At 39.4% G+C, this 16,608-nt stretch carries 17 protein-coding genes; 12 read left to right on the top strand and 5 right to left on the bottom strand.

Translation table 11 applies throughout. The features are described 5' to 3' along the window. Nucleotides 1-62: 62 nt before the first annotated feature. From DUT70_RS09185 to DUT70_RS09175, 3 genes are all read left to right on the top strand, one after another. Nucleotides 63-1,304, top strand: coding sequence for an endo-1,4-beta-xylanase (locus DUT70_RS09185; RefSeq protein WP_113647021.1), 1,242 nt, complete (start codon nt 63-65; stop codon nt 1,302-1,304). A 15-nt stretch (nt 1,305-1,319) separates the two neighbouring features. After that, complete coding sequence (locus tag DUT70_RS09180) at nt 1,320-3,539, top strand: glycoside hydrolase family 3 N-terminal domain-containing protein (protein ID WP_113647020.1); 2,220 nt, start codon at nt 1,320-1,322, stop codon at nt 3,537-3,539. A 198-nt stretch (nt 3,540-3,737) separates the two neighbouring features. Beyond that, on the top strand, nt 3,738-4,196 hold the full coding sequence (locus DUT70_RS09175) for a GyrI-like domain-containing protein (RefSeq protein WP_113647019.1): 459 nt from the start codon (nt 3,738-3,740) through the stop codon (nt 4,194-4,196). A 75-nt stretch (nt 4,197-4,271) separates the two neighbouring features. Here the strand turns inward: DUT70_RS09175 and ahcY are convergent, their stop codons facing one another. Together ahcY and DUT70_RS09165 are read right to left on the bottom strand one after the other, a co-directional pair. Further along, nucleotides 4,272-5,588, bottom strand: coding sequence for an adenosylhomocysteinase (ahcY, locus tag DUT70_RS09170; protein WP_113647018.1), 1,317 nt, complete (start codon nt 5,586-5,588; stop codon nt 4,272-4,274). A 212-nt stretch (nt 5,589-5,800) separates the two neighbouring features. After that, nucleotides 5,801-6,559, bottom strand: a complete 759-nt coding sequence (locus DUT70_RS09165) for a 3-keto-disaccharide hydrolase (protein WP_113647017.1) — start codon at nt 6,557-6,559, stop codon at nt 5,801-5,803. Nucleotides 6,560-6,648: 89 nt separating this feature from the next. Here DUT70_RS09165 and DUT70_RS09160 point away from each other — a divergent pair, with 89 nt between their 5' ends. From DUT70_RS09160 to DUT70_RS09150, 3 genes are all read left to right on the top strand, one after another. Then, nucleotides 6,649-7,002, top strand: a complete 354-nt coding sequence (locus tag DUT70_RS09160; protein WP_113647016.1) for a DUF2752 domain-containing protein — start codon at nt 6,649-6,651, stop codon at nt 7,000-7,002. 4 nt (nt 7,003-7,006) lie between these two features. Then, on the top strand, nt 7,007-7,513 hold the full coding sequence (locus DUT70_RS09155; protein WP_205529768.1) for a CCC motif membrane protein: 507 nt from the start codon (nt 7,007-7,009) through the stop codon (nt 7,511-7,513). A 139-nt stretch (nt 7,514-7,652) separates the two neighbouring features. Further along, the gene (locus DUT70_RS09150; protein ID WP_113647015.1) at nt 7,653-8,063 is read left to right on the top strand and encodes a BrxA/BrxB family bacilliredoxin; all 411 of its coding nucleotides are present in this window, start codon (nt 7,653-7,655) and stop codon (nt 8,061-8,063) included. 128 nt (nt 8,064-8,191) lie between these two features. Here DUT70_RS09150 and cdaA read toward each other — a convergent pair whose 3' ends face one another. Both cdaA and folP read right to left on the bottom strand, forming a co-directional pair. Beyond that, nucleotides 8,192-8,983 (bottom strand): diadenylate cyclase CdaA, encoded by a 792-nt coding sequence (gene cdaA, locus DUT70_RS09145; RefSeq protein WP_113647014.1) that lies wholly within the window; start codon nt 8,981-8,983, stop codon nt 8,192-8,194. Nucleotides 8,984-9,241: 258 nt separating this feature from the next. Further along, nucleotides 9,242-10,024: a dihydropteroate synthase gene (gene folP, locus DUT70_RS09140; protein ID WP_317047815.1), complete on the bottom strand. Its 783-nt coding sequence runs from the start codon at nt 10,022-10,024 to the stop codon at nt 9,242-9,244. A gap of 142 nt (nt 10,025-10,166) precedes the next feature. Between folP and DUT70_RS09135 the strand changes: the two genes are divergently transcribed. The 6 genes from DUT70_RS09135 to DUT70_RS09110 all read left to right on the top strand — a co-directional run bounded on the left by DUT70_RS09135 (nt 10,167) and on the right by DUT70_RS09110 (nt 14,638). Next, nucleotides 10,167-10,709 carry a DUF1599 domain-containing protein gene (locus DUT70_RS09135; protein ID WP_113647220.1) on the top strand — a complete coding sequence of 181 codons (543 nt, stop codon included), beginning with the start codon at nt 10,167-10,169 and terminating at the stop codon, nt 10,707-10,709. Between the two features lie 112 nt (nt 10,710-10,821). Then, a complete protein-coding gene (locus tag DUT70_RS09130; RefSeq protein ID WP_113647012.1) occupies nt 10,822-11,973 on the top strand; it encodes a BT_3928 family protein in 1,152 nt (383 codons plus the stop codon). Further along, a complete protein-coding gene (locus DUT70_RS09125) occupies nt 11,973-13,028 on the top strand; it encodes an ABC transporter permease (protein WP_113647011.1) in 1,056 nt (351 codons plus the stop codon). The genes DUT70_RS09130 and DUT70_RS09125 overlap by 1 nt, the downstream gene beginning before the upstream one ends. A 3-nt stretch (nt 13,029-13,031) precedes the next feature. Continuing rightward, on the top strand, nt 13,032-13,478 hold the full coding sequence (locus tag DUT70_RS09120; protein ID WP_113647010.1) for a DinB family protein: 447 nt from the start codon (nt 13,032-13,034) through the stop codon (nt 13,476-13,478). 157 nt (nt 13,479-13,635) lie between these two features. Next, nucleotides 13,636-14,001, top strand: coding sequence for a four helix bundle protein (locus DUT70_RS09115; RefSeq protein WP_113647009.1), 366 nt, complete (start codon nt 13,636-13,638; stop codon nt 13,999-14,001). Nucleotides 14,002-14,134: 133 nt separating this feature from the next. Then, the gene (locus DUT70_RS09110) at nt 14,135-14,638 is read left to right on the top strand and encodes a shikimate kinase (protein WP_113647008.1); all 504 of its coding nucleotides are present in this window, start codon (nt 14,135-14,137) and stop codon (nt 14,636-14,638) included. 782 nt (nt 14,639-15,420) lie between these two features. On the opposite strand, the gene DUT70_RS09105 is transcribed toward DUT70_RS09110, so the two are convergent. Further along, nucleotides 15,421-16,395 carry a metallophosphoesterase family protein gene (locus DUT70_RS09105; RefSeq protein ID WP_113647007.1) on the bottom strand — a complete coding sequence of 325 codons (975 nt, stop codon included), beginning with the start codon at nt 16,393-16,395 and terminating at the stop codon, nt 15,421-15,423. Between the last annotated feature and the right edge of the window lie 213 nt (nt 16,396-16,608).

Genomic DNA, 16,608 nt, shown 5'->3' with positions numbered 1-16,608 from the left:
TTGGAATATTATTTTTTGGATAGCCTTTATTTTACTTCGTCAACCTTAACCAAATATATATCATGAACAAAGTAACTATCACCGTACTGGTGCTTGGCAGTATGCTTGGTGCCTGTAAAAAACAAGAGAAAACATCGGAAGCAGCCAATCTATCTCCCGAAAAAACAATGGCAATGAGTACAGTTGCAGTAAGTACCATATTGCAAGAGGTAAATCCCGACATCATCATTGGGGCGGCAGTAAACTCTAATAAATTTAGTGTTACAGCCTATAAAGATTTGGCGGAAGAGCAGTACAATAGCATTACGGCGGAGAATGATATGAAGATGAATAGCCTAAACCCTTCAAAATTTGTATGGGATTTTGGCATACAAGGAAATGGTATAGAAGAAAAGAACGAAAAGATACCCAACTTGGCAAAAGACCATGGCGAAAAGAGGATGCATGGTCATGCTTTGGTTTGGCATAGGGCGTTGCCACAATGGGTGACCAATATAGAGAGCAATACACCCGTAGCGGCAAGGGCCGATACCCTCGAAGCTGTTATGAAGAGACATATAGATAAAACCGTAGGCTTTTACAGCCAATATTACAAAGGCGGAAATCCTTTGCTCCCCCTATTAAAATCATGGGATGTAGTGAACGAAGCCTATTATGATGATGGAACCCTGAGAGGGAATTTAAATTTAGATGGCCAAGGCAATGACATTGGCAGTATTTGGAAAAGATACATGGGTGAAATTTATATCGAAAAAGCATTTAGATATGCCAGATTAGCAGCACGAGCCAACCAAAACTGGAAACTGAAATTGTTCTATAACGATTATGGCCATGAATATTCTACGACCAAACTAAATGCTATCTACAATAAAGTGATGCAGTTAAAACCGATGACAGAAGGTGGTGATCCCATTATTAATGGCGTAGGTTTGCAGATGCACATCAGATATAATACCCCTTTAACCAGTATAAGAGCTGCCATACAGAAAATGAAAGAAACAGGTTTGTTGGTACACATCGCTGAGCTTGATATTTCCTTGTTGGGACCTAACGAAACTTCAGTGCCAGCGACAGATCTTACTAATCGTAGAAACCTACAGAAATCATTGTATTACAATGTGGCCAAAGCCTATCAGGAGATAGTGCCTATCAACCAAAGATGGGGCATTACCTTATGGAATATTGGCGATGCCGATTCTGCTTGGGGCTTAAATGCTGAAGCAACTTTATTTGACACCACTTATCAAAAGAAGCAAAATTTTTGGAACTTTAGAGACGGACTTAATTTGCAGTTAACACCTTAAAACTTAAAACAACAAATGAACAAATTTTTAAGCCTTACACTTTTATGGAGTGCAGCACTAGCCACTCAAACATTTGCACAGCGGAAAACCATCGAGCAAAGGGTCGACTCGGTAATGAAATTAATGACCTTGACCGAGAAGATTGGTCAATTAAACCAATACTCGGGAAGGGAAGTAACTGGCCCAGCCAGCGACCGAAAGAACTACTTGCTGAACGATATCAAGAATGGTATGGTGGGTTCCATGCTAAACGTAAAAGGCGTAAAGGATACGAGAGAGATACAAGCCATCGCTTTACAATCTCGTTTAAAAATTCCGTTGTTGTTTAGTTTAGATGTCATACATGGATACAAAACCGTATTCCCAATTCCTTTAGCAGAGTCGGCTTCTTGGGATTTGTCAATTATCAGGCGTTCGGCAGAGGTAGCGGCAGAAGAGTCGGCGGCCTCTGGTATTCACTGGACCTTTGCGCCAATGGTAGATATCGCTCGTGATCCACGTTGGGGCAGAGTGATGGAAGGTGCAGGAGAAGATACCTACTTAGGTTCGCAAATTGCAAAAGCAAGGGTACTTGGTTTTCAGGGCGAAAAACTGGGAGCTTTAGACAGGATCATGGCCTGTGCCAAGCACTTTGCCGCTTATGGAGCTTCTATGGCAGGAAGAGATTACAATCCTGTGGATTTGAGCAAGCAACAATTGCACGAAATTTATTTGCCGCCTTTTAAGGCAGCAGCCGATGCAGGTGTAGCCACTTTTATGAATTCTTTCAATACCCTAAATGGTATTCCAGCTACGGGAAATGCTTATTTGCAACGCGATATCCTTAAAGGAAAATGGAATTACAAAGGATTTGTGGTGAGCGATTGGGGTTCTATAGGAGAGATGATTCCTTGGGGGTTTGCGAAAAATCTAAGCGAAGCTTCAGAAAAAGCTATTGTTGCGGGCAGTGATATGGATATGGAAAGTGAAGCCTACAAAAAGGAATTAGAGAAGTTGGTGAAAAGCGGGAAAGTAGAAGAGAAATACATTGATGAAGCCGTAAAAAGAATTTTATACAAAAAGTTTGAATTAGGTTTATTCGATAATCCCTATCGTTTTTCTGATGAGAAAAGAGAGCAAAAGGTGATGAGTGATCCTAAGTACAAAGCCGTTGCGCTAGCCGCCGCACAAAAATCAATCGTGCTGTTGAAGAACAATAACAATACCTTGCCACTTAACAAATCTATCAAAAACTTGGCACTCATTGGTCCTTTGGTAAATGCGAAAAGAGATCAGGCAGGAAATTGGACGGTATATATCGATACGGCAAATATGGTAAGTGTTCATGAAGGCGTTAAACAAAAAATAAAGGGTGCAAAGCTTACCTACGCCCAAGGAACAACCGTTAAAGATACCCTAACCAACGGATTTGCAGAAGCCGTAAATGCGGCGAGAAATGCAGATGCGGTAGTCATGGTATTGGGAGAAACTTGGGATTTTAGCGGAGAAGCTAAATCTCGTAGTGATATCTCTTTACCAGGTAAACAAGAAGAGCTATTCAAAGCCGTTAAAGCTACTGGAAAACCCGTAATCGTAGTGTTAATGGCAGGTCGCCCGTTGGTATTTAATGCTATTGCCGCACAAGCTGATGCCGTTATTTATGCTTGGTTTTTAGGAGATCAAGGAGGTAATGCCATTGCGGATGTGCTTTTTGGAGATTACAATCCTTCAGGGAAATTACCGATTAGCTTCCCAAAAAATGTAGGGCAAATCCCTATTTTCTATAGTCACTATAACACTGGCCGTCCCGTAACCAAAGCAGGCGATATTCGCTACAAATCTGCGTATATTGATGTGTCAAACGATCCACAATATGCCTTTGGCCATGGCTTAAGCTACACTACTTTTAGCTATAGCAATTTGAAATTATCTAGCAATGCCATTAACCAAAAAGAAAATGTAAAAGTTAGCTTCACATTAACCAATACAGGTAAAGTAGAAGGAGAGGAAGTAGCGCAGCTTTATATTCAAGATACTTTCGCTTCGGTAGTAAGACCAGTAAAAGAGCTAAAGGATTTTACAAAAGTGAAGTTAAAGCCAGGAGAAAGCAAGGAAATCAGTTTTGAACTGAGCCCAGAGAAATTAGCTTTTTATCATGAAGAAAAAGGATGGATTACCGAAGCTGGAGAATTTAAGGTGATGGTAGGCACAGCATCAAATGACATCAAGCTGAAATCGTCTTTTGAATTGAAATAAGATTTTTTCGCTTTAGACTTACGAAGTTTCGAAAACCTCGTAAGTCTTATCAACCTTGTACAGTCCGTTCTTTTTAGCGTCATCTTGACAACAGCGTAGCTAGGAGAGATCTAACGACTAATAGCATAAAATCGACGACCGATGATTAACGTTCCACCTAAATGTTTTTCGTAATTTGGCAGTCGATAAATCATAGTCATGAACAAAACAAACATTCCCGAATTTAGGCTGATTGGCATCAGTTTAGGTCGCAAAACATATAACGCCAATGGACAATCAGGTGTAGATTGTGGTCAGTTGTGGCAAACCTTCGAGCAAAAGAAAATCTTCAACCAAATTAATGGTAAAATAGCAGACGATTGTTATGCGGTTTATTATGATTATGATGGCGACCATACCCAACCTTTTGCTTATTTTATTGGTTGTAAAGTGAGTGCCGATGCCATAGTTCCAGAAGGTTTGGAAGCTTTACAAATCCCCGAACAAGCGTATGTACATTATGTAGCCAAAGGTAAAATGCCTGATTGTGTGGCTAATGTTTGGCGTGAGATTTGGCAAACCGATTATCCAAGAAATTACCAATATGATTTTGAAATCTACAGTGCTAAAAGCTTTGACTGGAGCAATGCCGAAGTAGACATTTTTATAGGAGCTTAATAAATATTTTCAGGCAAAATAAAAAGGGATGAAGTTTAATAAACTCCATCCCTTTTATGTTAACGTTTTACAGAACTAGTATCTGTAAGCTTCAGGCTTGTAAGGACCTTCTACTGAAACGCCAATGTATTCTGCTTGGTGAGGATCAAGTACATCTAATTCTACACCGATTTTTTCTAAGTGTAAACGAGCTACTTTTTCATCTAAATGCTTAGGTAAAACATAAACTTTGTTTTCGTAAGCATCTCTGTTTGTCCAAAGTTCCAATTGAGCCAAAGTTTGGTTGGTGAATGAGTTACTCATTACAAAGCTAGGGTGGCCAGTAGCACAACCCAAGTTTACCAAACGACCTTCAGCTAAAATGATGACATCTTTACCATCAATGGTATATTTATCTACCTGAGGTTTGATTTCAATTTTAGTGTGACCATAGTTTTGGTTTAACCAAGCCATGTCAATTTCGTTATCAAAGTGACCGATGTTACAAACAATCGCTTTATCTTTCATGGTTTTGAAATGCTCACCACGAACGATGTCGCGGTTACCAGTGGTAGTTACCACGATATCAGCCTCTTTAACAGCGGTAGCGAATTTCTTTACTTCGTAACCTTCCATTGCTGCTTGTAAAGCACAAATTGGGTCAATTTCAGTAACAATTACACGTACACCTTGTGAGCTCAATGAAGCCGCAGAACCTTTACCTACGTCGCCATAACCGCAAACAACGGCTACTTTACCAGCCATCATTACATCGGTAGCACGACGAATTGCGTCTACTAATGATTCACGACATCCGTATTTGTTATCGAATTTAGATTTAGTTACTGAATCGTTCACGTTAATTGCAGGTAAGTGCAAAGTGCCGTTTTTCATACGCTCGTATAAGCGATGAACGCCAGTAGTAGTTTCTTCTGATAAACCTTTAATGCCAGCAATTAACTCAGGATATTTATCGAACACCATGTTGGTTAAATCACCACCGTCATCTAAAATCATGTTCAACGGCTGACGCTCTGGACCAAAGTGTAGAGTTTGCTCAATACACCAGTCAAATTCTTCTTCGTTTAAGCCTTTCCAAGCATATACCTGAATACCTGCAGCAGCAATAGCAGCAGCAGCGTGATCTTGTGTTGAGAAGATATTACATGAAGACCAAGTTACCTCAGCACCAAGTTCTACTAAAGTTTCAATTAAAACTGCAGTTTGGATCGTCATGTGCAAACAGCCTGCAATTCTAGCACCTTTTAGGGGTTTTGTTGGACCGAATTCTTTTCTTAATGACATTAAGCCTGGCATTTCTGCCTCTGCTAATTCGATCTCTTTGCGGCCCCATTCCGCCAGTGAAATGTCCTTAACTTTGTAAGGTACGTAAGTTGTCTCTACTGATGACATATTGTTTTTGTTTAAAATTTGAGCAGCAAAGTTACGGCATATGGTTGTGAAAGCAAAATGTAAAACATTTCTGTTTGTCAATGGTAAAACATAAAGGCATCTGCTTTAAGTGCTTGTTTTGCAGTGGATTTTTAGTTGTTTGAAAGATGTAGAAGCAAAAAAAGCGTAGCTGAATAATCGGCTACGCTTTTTTTATATTTTAAAGTGAGCTACTACAGCTCCCTGATCCAAATATTTCTAAAACTAATAGGTTCGCTTGGGTCTCCGTGATCCTGTAATTTGATAGGGCAGGCACCATGTGCTTTTTTATAGGAAGGAGTACCAATATATTGCGTAGGACCAGTAAGCGTAGTGTTATTTTGCACTAACACGCCATTAAAAAATACGGTCACCCTTGCTGGGGTATTTAAAGAACCATCGGTTTTAAAAGTAGGGGCGGTCCAAATCACATCATAAGTTTGCCATTCGCCTGGTTTTTTATTGGCATTGGCCAAGGGCACAAACTGTTTGTAAATGCTACCTGCTTGTCCGTTCACATAAGTATCGTTGTTGTAGTTGTCTAATATTTGTAACTCGTAACCATCATCACCGCCACCCGTAGAAGCTAGAAATAGTCCACTGTTGCCTCGTCCTTGGCCCTTTCCTGTAATGTTGGCAGGGATTTTCCATTCTAAGTGCAATTGATAGTTTAAAAATGATTTCTTGGTTTGGATATTACCAGTTCCTTTCTTTACGGTAAACGCACCATCAGCAATGGTCCATTGTGCAGGCTTGCTATTGTCTTTTACCGAAACCCATTGGTCTAGGTTCTTGCCATCAAAAAGAATGAGGGCATCAGAAGGAGCATCAGCAAAATGAGCGCCTGCATTTACTTTAGGAGGAACAGGTTTGTACACTTCGGTATCTTCAGGTTTTTGTGCTTTGGCAGTTAGCGCTAACAGGGGCAGTGCAAGTAAGATCAAACGTTTCATCATTTCAAAATATTTAGTAGAAAAACAATCCAATAATTAATAAACAGTATAGGTGTAATTCACAGGCAATTTAATATTTTAGCAGCTAAATGAAAGGTATACCCGTTGTATTTTTTTTATTGCTCATTGGCGAAGGTAGCGGTGTGATCCATTGGCTTGAAAATCATTTGCTGTCTTGCCCTTTTAAAAAATTGACGGGTATTGATTGCCCTGGCTGCGGCTTACAGCGGTCATTTGTGGCCTTACTAAAAGGTGATGTGTGGATGTCTTTTAAGTTTTATCCTGCTACTTTGCCCATTTTGGCCCTATTCATTTTTACCATTCTTCATTTAAAATTTGATTTTAAAAACGGTGCATTCCTCATCAAGTTGATGTATATTTTTGCTACCGCTATTATTGTAACGAGTTATATTTATAAGATTTATCACCACCAATTATTCTAAAAAGATGTCAGAGGAACAAGAAGGTCAAGTGCCAAACCATCAGCCGAATCAAGAAAATTCGCAACAACCGCAAAACCCACAAAACCAGCAGTGGCAACAAAACCCGCAAGGGTATCAGAATTTTAATCAACCCAACCCAAACAATCCTTATCCTCCGTATGGTGGTGGTTTTGGTGGCATGCAAATGGCTTTGCCCAATGCAACCATCGTTTTGGTACTAGGGATTTTATCTATTGTGACTTGTTGCTGTTTTTATGGCTTGATTGGATTAGTATTGGGAATTGTTGCCTTGATTTTGAGCAGAAAGGATAAACAAAACTATTTGGCCAACATGAGCTACTATACGGTAAGTTCTTATAAAAACTTGAATGCTGGGCGTGTTTGTGCCATTATCGGTTTAATTTTAAGTGCTATCGCTTTGCTGTTTTGTATTCTATTTGCGATCTTCTTTGGTTTTAGTGCGCTTAATGATCAAGAGGCATTAAAAGAGATTTTGAGAGAAATGCAGTAGGATCATGATCATTTTAAATAGGTTGTTAATTTGTATTCAGGAAACATCATTTGAATGTTAAACTTAATGGCCAAGTAGCCAAAGTGATAGAATGATTGACAAAATCACTACTTTTGTAGCCATATTTTAAAAAATAGTTATGTATCCAGAATATTTAGTAGAGCCAATGCGTGCCGAATTAACGAACGTTGGTTTTGATGAGTTGAAAACTCCTGAAGAGGTTGATGCTGCAATTAAGAGCGAAGGAACTGTGTTTGTAGTGGTAAACTCTGTTTGTGGTTGTGCTGCTGCCAATGCTCGTCCTGCGGCTAAGTTAGCTGCGGCCAATGCAAAACACCCAGATAAATTGGTAACTGTTTTTGCGGGCATGGAAAAAGATGCGGTAGATAAAGCAAGATCATACATGGCACCTTTCCCTCCATCTTCACCTTCAATGGCATTGTTTAAAGATGGTAAATTGGTACACATCATTGAGCGTCATCAAATTGAAGGCAGACCTGCGCAAATGATTGCCGAAAACCTAATTGGTGCATTTGAGCAATACTGCTAGTTCATAGATAAAAAAATAAAGGAGCAAAGATTAAAGAGTGATCTCTAATTTTTGCTCCTTTTTATTTCAAAGAGTTTTCTCTTTTCTGCGCTGAATCTTTATTCTTTGCTCCTTACTCCTTGTTCTGTTTAAAAGTCTTTATTAAGTAGTTTCTCCAATTCGCCAAAAGAAACGTTCATCCTTACACGACCTTGTTTCGCATAGGCAATTTCGCCAGTTTCCTCTGAAATGATAACTGCAACGGCATCGGTGGATTCGGAAACGCCAATTCCAGCTCGGTGTCTCAATCCAAATTGAGCGGGAAGTTTATTGTTATCCGTAAGTGGTAAAATGCAACTGGCGCTTTTAATTTTGTTTTCTGAAATGACCACGGCACCATCGTGCAAAGGGCTATGTTTTTGAAAGATACTTTCCAACAAACGTTTAGATATTTTGCTATCGATGATTTCGCAACTATTGGTGAAAAACTCATCATCATAGTATTTCACAAATACAATTAAGGCTCCCGTGCGGGATTTTTTCATGCTTTTGCAGGCATCAATAATGGGTTTTATTCTTAATAAATTGTCCTGCTCAATGTTTTTACTGCCAAATAAATAGCCCCACCAAGCTTTGTTCTTTTGCAGAAAGGTAGTTTTTCCAATGTGTAATAGAAACCGCCTGATCTCTGGTTGGAAAATAATGACCAATGCCAAAATCCCCACACTCATGAACTTATTGATGATGGCTTCCAGCAATTCCATGTGCAGGCCCTTCACAATATAGTACACTAGCACAATAATCACCATGCCTAATATGAGGTTTACGGCTAAAGTGTTGCGTATAAGGCTGTAGATGTAATAGATGATAATGGCAACCAGTATCACATCTATGGCATCAATCCACGTAATTTTAAGAAAATCGAAATCAAGGTTTTTCATTGTTGTACAAGATAGCTATTTAGGTTAACTGTTCAAATTGATGATTTGGTTAATTGTGTCAGTAGGGGTTCGTGATTTGCAATCAATTAACCAATTCCACGCATTCCATTTACTCTTAACCATTAAGGGATTAAGAGGCATTAAGTTTTTATGCGATAGTTCTTAATGATCTTCATTTCTTAATGTTTTATTTTTAGGTGTCGGTGACTACGATTTAATTAACAATATTAGTTAAGCAAAAGGTTAATGCCCAATGAACTAATGAACTAATGAACTAATTCTATTAACCAACTCCACACACTCTACCGCTTCCTTTACATCATGAACCCTTAAAATATTGGCGCCTTTAAGTAGGGCGGTAGTGTTAAGTACGGTAGTGCCATTTAAAGCATCTTCCGTTTTTATGCCAAGGGCCTTCGTAATCATCGATTTTCTGGAAAAGCCCACTAATAATGGCAGCTCAAAGAAATTGAGCAGTTCCATTTCTTTCAATAGTTGATAGTTGTGGTCTAACGTTTTGGCAAATCCAAACCCTGGATCAAGAATGATGTCCTTTACTCCGAGGTTTTGCAAGGTTTTGATTTTCTCACTGAAATAGGAAAAAACCTCTTTGGTTACATTTTCGTAAGTCGGGCTATCTTGCATGTTTTGTGGCGTGCCTTTCATGTGCATCATGATGTAAGGCACTTGTAGTTTGGTTACCGTTTCGAACATCCGCTCATCGAGGTTGCCAGCGGCAATATCATTGATCAAATGGGCGCCAGCATGAATACTTTCTTCCGCTACTTTTGCCCTGAAAGTATCTACCGATAAGAGCACTTCTGGAAACGATTGGTTGATGGCTTTGATGGCTGGTACCATGCGTTCTAATTCTTCTTCTTCGCTCACTTCTGCTGCACCTGGCCGTGACGAATAAGCGCCTAAATCTATAAACTTTGCACCAGCATTTACAAAATGCTCCACCTTGCTCAATGCATCGTCAATACTCTTTGCACGGCTGTTTTGGTAAAACGAATCGGGAGTGAGATTTAAGATTGCCATGACCGAAGGCTTGCTGATGTCAACAACTTTGCCCTTACAGTTTAGCGTTTGTTTTCGGTTTAAAAATGTATCTTTAGCCATCAGTTAACAAAAAACAAAAATAGCCGTTTTATTGGCTATAACCTTAAATATTTTAATTGTTTTGGCTTCAAATACTTCTTTAGAATTCGATCAGGTGATTGCGGTTTGCAGATCGCTGTTTATTAAAAAAACCAAAGATTATGGCACCGCTTGGCGTATTCTACGTCCTTCTTCTATTACCGACCAGATCTTTATCAAGGCACAGCGGATTAGAACGCTAGAAGAGAAAAAAGTTTCTAAAGTAGGCGAGGATATCTCTTCAGAGTATATCGGGATCATTAATTATTGTGTGATGGCCATCTTGCAATTGGAACTTGGGGAAAACGAGCCAAATGAGTTAAGTGTAGAGGTTGCAGAAGCTTATTACGACGAACGTGTAAAGGAAACGAAGGATTTGATGTTCGATAAAAACCACGATTACGGCGAAGCTTGGCGTGATATGCGTATCAGTTCGTTAACGGATTTGATTTTGATGAAGATTTTAAGGGTGAAGCAAATTGAAGATAACGATGGGCAAACATTGGCTTCTGAAGGAATCAAAGCGAATTATCAGGACATGTTGAATTATGCGGTGTTTGCATTGATTAAATTGGGGGTAGCTTAAAGCACAACCGATCATCACCTGTCATTTCGAACGCATGTGAGAAATCTCCAACGGTCAAACCAAAGTTCTTAGATTTCTCACATGCGTTCGAAATGACGATAAAACAAAATATATGAAGAAAGCACTTTTCAATTTTTCGAAATGGTTTGTAGGAATCCTGTTTATCTTTTCGGGATTAATAAAAGCGAATGATCCTATTGGTTTTGGTTACAAGCTCCAAGAGTATTTTGCTGTTTTCCATATGAGTTTTCTCGATGGTTGGGCAACAGGCATCGCCATTTTGTTGTGTGTGCTAGAAATTGTGTTTGGTGCACTGTTGTTGTTAGGAATTTTCAGAAATTTTGTGGTGAAGGGTTTGTTGGCAACCATTATCTTTTTCACCTTCCTCACTTTTGTTTCAGCTGCCTTTAAAGTGGTTACTTCCTGTGGCTGTTTTGGCGATGCGATTCCGTTAACGCCTTGGCAATCGTTCAGCAAAGATTTGGTCCTATTGCTGTTGATTGTTTACTTGTACCTCAAAAAAGATTGGATTAAGCCCGTTACCGAAAAGCCAGGTGTGCAAAGTGCGCTGTTTGCTGCAGTTTTTACGGCTTCATTAATGTTCGGAACTTTCACTTATAATTACCTGCCCATCATCGATTTTCTTCCTTATAAAGTAGGTTCTAATATTCCTGAGAATATGAAAATCCCTGAAGGGGCTCCTGTAGATGAGTACTTAATTATGTACGATCTGAAAAACAAAAAAACGGGCGAAACCAAAACCATGAGTGACAAGGAATACATGGGCAAGGAAGTTTGGAAAGATGACAATTGGGAAGTAACGGGCTCGCCATCGCGTAAGCTGATTAAAAAGGGCTACGACGTAAAGATCAAAGACTTGTTGATTACCGATGCTTCGGGAACCGATTATACCAAAGAAATTGTAGAAAACCCTTACTACAGTTTGGTGGTAGTGGCTTATAATTTGAACGAAACTAGTGAAAATGCCATCGCGAACATTAACGCTTTGGCTTTAAACGCTGCCGAGCAATTTAATATCAGAACGGTATTGCTTACCTCAAGCTCGGCACGTGATGCTGAAAAATTCAGCAAGCGCATGAAATTATTTATGGAGGTTTTTTATGCGGATGGTGTACCGTTGAAAAGCATGGTAAGGGCTAATCCTGGAGTGTTGTTGCTTAAAAATGGCACCATTGTAAACAAATGGCACTATCATTCATTACCTTCGTTTGATCAGTTCACCGAAAAATATTTCAGCAAATAATGGGCATTTACGCACTTAGAAAGCTATTGTACGGATTGGCAGTAATGGCTGGTGTGGTGGCCGTAGTATTTGTGCTATTCAATATCCTGCCTGGCGATCCTGCTCGTATGACGATGGGGCAGCGTTCGGATGTGCAATCATTAGAAGCAGTACGCAAGGAATTTGGCCTGGATAAGTCGAAACCTGAGCAGTTTTTTCTTTACGTTAATGATTTGTCGCCCATTGGTATTCATCCTTACAATGCAGAGAGTCAAGAGAAATATCATTACCTCAAATTATTTAAAATAGGGGATAATGCTTTAGTGCTTAAAAAGCCGTATTTACGTCGGTCGTATCAAACTAAAAGGGATGTGACTACTATTTTATCTGAAACAGTACCTAATACCTTTGTGCTGGCCTTAACGGCTATGATATTTGCAACCGTTATCGGCGTGTTTTTAGGCGTATTATCAGCAGTTTATAAAGGTACTTGGATAGATAAAGCGGCGAATATGTTCGCTATTTTGGGAATCTCTGCGCCAGCCTTCTTTGCAGGAATTATCATTGCTTGGTTGTTTGGTTTTGTGTTGTCAGACTATACAGGACTCAACATGAGCGGTAGTTTATACAGCTATGATCCTTTTAAGGGCGAGGTCATCACTCTGAGAAATTTATGGCTGCCCATGATTACCTTAGGGCTTAGGCCTTTGGCCATTATTGTGCAGCTTACCCGTAGTGCGATGTTAGATGTGCTTTCACAAGATTATATCCGTACCGCTAGGGCAAAGGGGCTTTCTCGTAAAACGATTATCTATAAACATGCGCTAAAGAATGCTTTAAATCCAGTAATTACTGCTATTTCGGGCTGGTTTGCTTCATTGCTGGCGGGATCATTTTTTGTAGAGTATATTTTTGGTTATAATGGTTTGGGGCGTACCACGGTTTACGCCTTGGAAATGTCCGATTTTCCTGTGGTCATGGGATCTATCTTATTTATTGCTTTTGTTTTTGTAGTGGTAAATATTTTAGTCGATTTGTTGTATGCTTGGATTGATCCGAGGGTGAAATTAGCTTAGTGAATGGATATTAAGGAGTTTATTAAATACACCAAAAAGGCTGATGAAATCATGATGGCAGCCTTTGCCCATACAGGTTTCTCTATTCCTGAAGCCAATACTTTATGGAGTCATGTATTGAGCGCTCAGCACATTTGGGCAAAAAGAATGCTGAATGAACAACCGCAATATGCGGTTTGGGAAGTATTGCTTCCTGAAAATTTTGAGGCTATTTATGCAGCTAATTTAGCTTTGTTAGAAGATATTGCAGCCACAAAATCCCCTGATGAAGTGATTAATTATGCTAACTCGGCTGGTGAGGTGTTTAGCAGTACGGTTGGCGAAATTTTAATGCATGTTTGTAATCATGGTACTTATCACCGTGGGCAACTGGCTAAAATGCTAAAGCAAGCGGGTTATGCTGTACCACTTACGGATTATATTATGTTGAAAAGACAGGGATTGGTTTAAAAATGGTTAATTGTTTAATTGGTGATTCGGTTAACTGTTGGGTTTTAAAAGAAATTGGTTAATTGTAGATTTGTTTAACTGCTGATTTTTTAAATTGCATAGGTTTAGTTTGAACTTCTTATAAACTACTAACCGATTAAACAGTTAACCAAATTATATGCATATCTACTCTTTTGAAAAATTAGAAACTTGGCAGAAAGCCAGAGTTTTTAGGAAGGAAATCTATCTTTTAACTAAGAAATTTCCTAAAGAAGAACTATTTGGCTTAATTAGTCAGATAAAACGTTCGGCGAGCAGCATAGGTGATTGCTTGGCTGAAGGTTCAGCAAGAATTACTTCTAAAGACAAAGCGCATTTTGTGACAATGTCTTATGCAAGTGCAATTGAAACGGTCAATCATCTCATAGGCGCATTCGATTTAGAACTCATCACTGAAGAAGAGTACGGATATTTCCGATTAAAACTGGATGAAATAGCCAATAAGTTAAATGCTTTAAGAAATTCAATACTCAAAAATAAATAGGTAATTTGAGAGTATTTGGTTAACTGTTGAATGTTTAACTTGCACAGGTGTAACGTTACGGTTATTTTAGTCGTTGGCGATGTTAACAGTTAACCGAATCACCAATTAAACAAATAACCTATTTAAGCTTAAAATGAAAATATTTTTAGTGGGATTTATGGGCTGCGGTAAAAGCACCAAAGCAAAACAGTTAGCTAATTTGTTGGCCTGTCCTGTCATTGATATTGATGCCGTAATTGTGGAGCAACAGCAAATGAGTATTGCTGATTATTTTGCGGCCAATGGTGAAGCTGCTTTTCGTCAGTTGGAGAATGAAATGCTTAAATCTTTCGATTATCCTGATACTTGTGTAGTTGCTACGGGTGGAGGTTTGCCTTGCTATTTTGATAACATGGAATGGATGAACCAAAATGGTATTACGGTTTATTTGGAGATGACGCCGCCGCAATTGGTGTCGCGTTTGCACAATAGAGAAAAACGTCCTTTGTTAAAGGGTATGGATGATGAGCAGTTGTTAACTTTCATTATCGGTAAATTGGAAGAGAGAAACGTGTTTTACCATCAAGCTAAGCTTATTATCAATGCTTTTGATTTAGATCCAAAGGAATTATTGGAAGAGATCGAGGCCATCGGTTAATTTTAACTGAGATACCCCTTAAGTTGCGATGTGATTAAGTGTTTTAAAGGTTCGTGGAATACCTTTAAGCCGCTCGACCTCTGTTTTATCCCTCCATTTGATCAATTTAATGATGCTTTGGCATATGATAAGGGTCGGGACCGCTCATTTAACGGTCGTTTGCCATATGAAATGCCAACCGAGCCATCGCGGATGCCAACGGAGTCATCGCGGATGCCAAATTTGGCATATGAAATGCCAACGATGACATTTTGTATGGCAACGACGCGATACAAGATGCCAACCGAGTGATGTGCGATGCCAACCGAGACTTAAAATAGCAGTCATTATTGTTAAAACAGTGTTTTATCGGGCTTATTGTTATTCAGCGATTTAGATCTCTTCGAAATCGAGATGACGATATATGAAAGCAAGTGCTGGGCGTATTGACGGTATGCAGGACTGTTGCCCGTCATCTCGACTTTGGAGAGATCTAGCGATTTGATATGTTTCTTGCAGGAAGATTTTTCGCATCGACCCCTCGGCAATCAATGAAAGATTTCTGACCATTAGCCTGAGTCCGATTACAATTTATTAGTAATTACGCTATAAAACTGATGCTGAACTAAATTTACTTCGTAGCTTTCCGCTTCGCTACAGGTCAGCATGACGGAGCGCCCATAAGCGTCACCCTGAATTTATTTCAGGGTCTGCTAAATTAATTTAAGCCCCATAGTTCATTTTATAATAATAGTCATTGTCATTAAGGTTATAATGCTGTTTTTATCACTTGGAGCTAGTTGTTATTGACCAGCTTTCATATCCTTTTTAGAAATTCCATTAAAACCAATCACCGAGTCAGGAAGAACTGAAAGCTCAATTTGTTTTCCTGTGTTGGGAATAAAGGTTTTGTAATTAAACATTTTTGGATCATTCGTTGGAACTTCAATAATGGTATAAGCCCTAGTTGCTGGACTGTCATGCCCCAATAAAGGTCTAGGTCCTTCGCCAATGCAACCCGCATTAAGTAAGCGCAATTGTTGTTGGCTAGCTGGATAGTAGGCATGTTGGTGACCACTGATATACAAGTCAATGCCATTTTTCTTTAAGAAACTGCTCGTATTTTGGTTATCTGCTAACACTTCGCCCGTCTTGTTTTTACTGGCTACAATAGCATATAAAGGTAAATGACCCAGTAGCACCCGCAATTTTGCTTTCTTGGCCACTTTTGATTGTAGCTGCTTTTCCATCCAATCGAATACTTCTTGGTTTACTTTAGCACCTGCAGCATCCCAACTGATAAAGAAAATGCCATTTTGCTGATAACTGAAATAGAAAGGAAAGTTGCTGTCGTCCACATATTTTAGCCCTAAGTGTTTACGTTTAGCGTTCCAAAATTCTTGTGCTGTTTGTCGGTCTTGTAGGTAATTGGGAGCTGCATCATGGTTGCCCACGGTAAACCCAAAAGGTACTTTTAATTGTTGGATTGGCTTTAGGACATTGCTGTCGAAACTGCTCCACATGGCTTGGAGCTGTGTTTTGCTGAGCGAAGCTTTTTGTCCAGCCACCATATCGCCGCCACATAAAATGAGGTCTGGTTTAATGCTGTCGAGCGCCTTTAAAGTAGCCGCGACATCTGGATGATATACCGTAGAGCCATAGCCAGAGTTTAAATCGCTGATGACCGCTATTTTAATGGTTTTGGCTTTGGGTGTTTCTTGCCAGGATGAACAGACAAAAGTGACTAGCAGTAGGGTAGCGATGAGGAGTTGCTTCATTAGGCTAAGATAGGAAAAGGAGTTTATTGCGGTGGCTTAAAACAATAAACCCAATTGTAACGGAAATACTTTTTGTTTATCCCTACTACTGTCATCCCGAGGCTACGAGGGATCTCCTTCTGAATGGCAGTACTTACGGATCCTTCACTGCGTTCAGGATGACATGAAAAACAAAAAGATTGTAGTGGAAAGTGGGACTGAAGCAAGCGATTG

The sequence above is a fragment of the Pedobacter chitinilyticus genome, assembly GCF_003313385.1.
GTDB lineage: Bacteria > Bacteroidota > Bacteroidia > Sphingobacteriales > Sphingobacteriaceae > Pedobacter > Pedobacter chitinilyticus.
The sequence above is the reverse complement of the archived record's forward strand: the minus strand, read 5'-3'. Positions and strand labels throughout refer to the sequence as shown.

Excerpts from the sequence above, each read along its gene's own strand:
- DUT70_RS09105 (WP_113647007.1), bottom strand. The coding sequence starts at position 16,395 with ATGAAGCAACTCCTCATCGCTACCCTACTGCTAGTCACTTTTGTCTGT.
- DUT70_RS09130 (WP_113647012.1), top strand. The coding sequence starts at position 10,822 with ATGAAGAAAGCACTTTTCAATTTTTCGAAATGGTTTGTAGGAATCCTG.
- cdaA (WP_113647014.1), bottom strand. The coding sequence starts at position 8,983 with ATGAAAAACCTTGATTTCGATTTTCTTAAAATTACGTGGATTGATGCC.
- DUT70_RS09150 (WP_113647015.1), top strand. The coding sequence starts at position 7,653 with ATGTATCCAGAATATTTAGTAGAGCCAATGCGTGCCGAATTAACGAAC.
- DUT70_RS09180 (WP_113647020.1), top strand. The coding sequence starts at position 1,320 with ATGAACAAATTTTTAAGCCTTACACTTTTATGGAGTGCAGCACTAGCC.
- DUT70_RS09125 (WP_113647011.1), top strand. The coding sequence starts at position 11,973 with ATGGGCATTTACGCACTTAGAAAGCTATTGTACGGATTGGCAGTAATG.
- DUT70_RS09165 (WP_113647017.1), bottom strand. The coding sequence starts at position 6,559 with ATGAAACGTTTGATCTTACTTGCACTGCCCCTGTTAGCGCTAACTGCC.
- DUT70_RS09115 (WP_113647009.1), top strand. The coding sequence starts at position 13,636 with ATGCATATCTACTCTTTTGAAAAATTAGAAACTTGGCAGAAAGCCAGA.
- folP (WP_317047815.1), bottom strand. The coding sequence starts at position 10,024 with ATGGCAATCTTAAATCTCACTCCCGATTCGTTTTACCAAAACAGCCGT.
- DUT70_RS09185 (WP_113647021.1), top strand. The coding sequence starts at position 63 with ATGAACAAAGTAACTATCACCGTACTGGTGCTTGGCAGTATGCTTGGT.
- ahcY (WP_113647018.1), bottom strand. The coding sequence starts at position 5,588 with ATGTCATCAGTAGAGACAACTTACGTACCTTACAAAGTTAAGGACATT.
- DUT70_RS09155 (WP_205529768.1), top strand. The coding sequence starts at position 7,007 with ATGTCAGAGGAACAAGAAGGTCAAGTGCCAAACCATCAGCCGAATCAA.
- DUT70_RS09110 (WP_113647008.1), top strand. The coding sequence starts at position 14,135 with ATGAAAATATTTTTAGTGGGATTTATGGGCTGCGGTAAAAGCACCAAA.
- DUT70_RS09120 (WP_113647010.1), top strand. The coding sequence starts at position 13,032 with ATGGATATTAAGGAGTTTATTAAATACACCAAAAAGGCTGATGAAATC.
- DUT70_RS09175 (WP_113647019.1), top strand. The coding sequence starts at position 3,738 with ATGAACAAAACAAACATTCCCGAATTTAGGCTGATTGGCATCAGTTTA.
- DUT70_RS09160 (WP_113647016.1), top strand. The coding sequence starts at position 6,649 with ATGAAAGGTATACCCGTTGTATTTTTTTTATTGCTCATTGGCGAAGGT.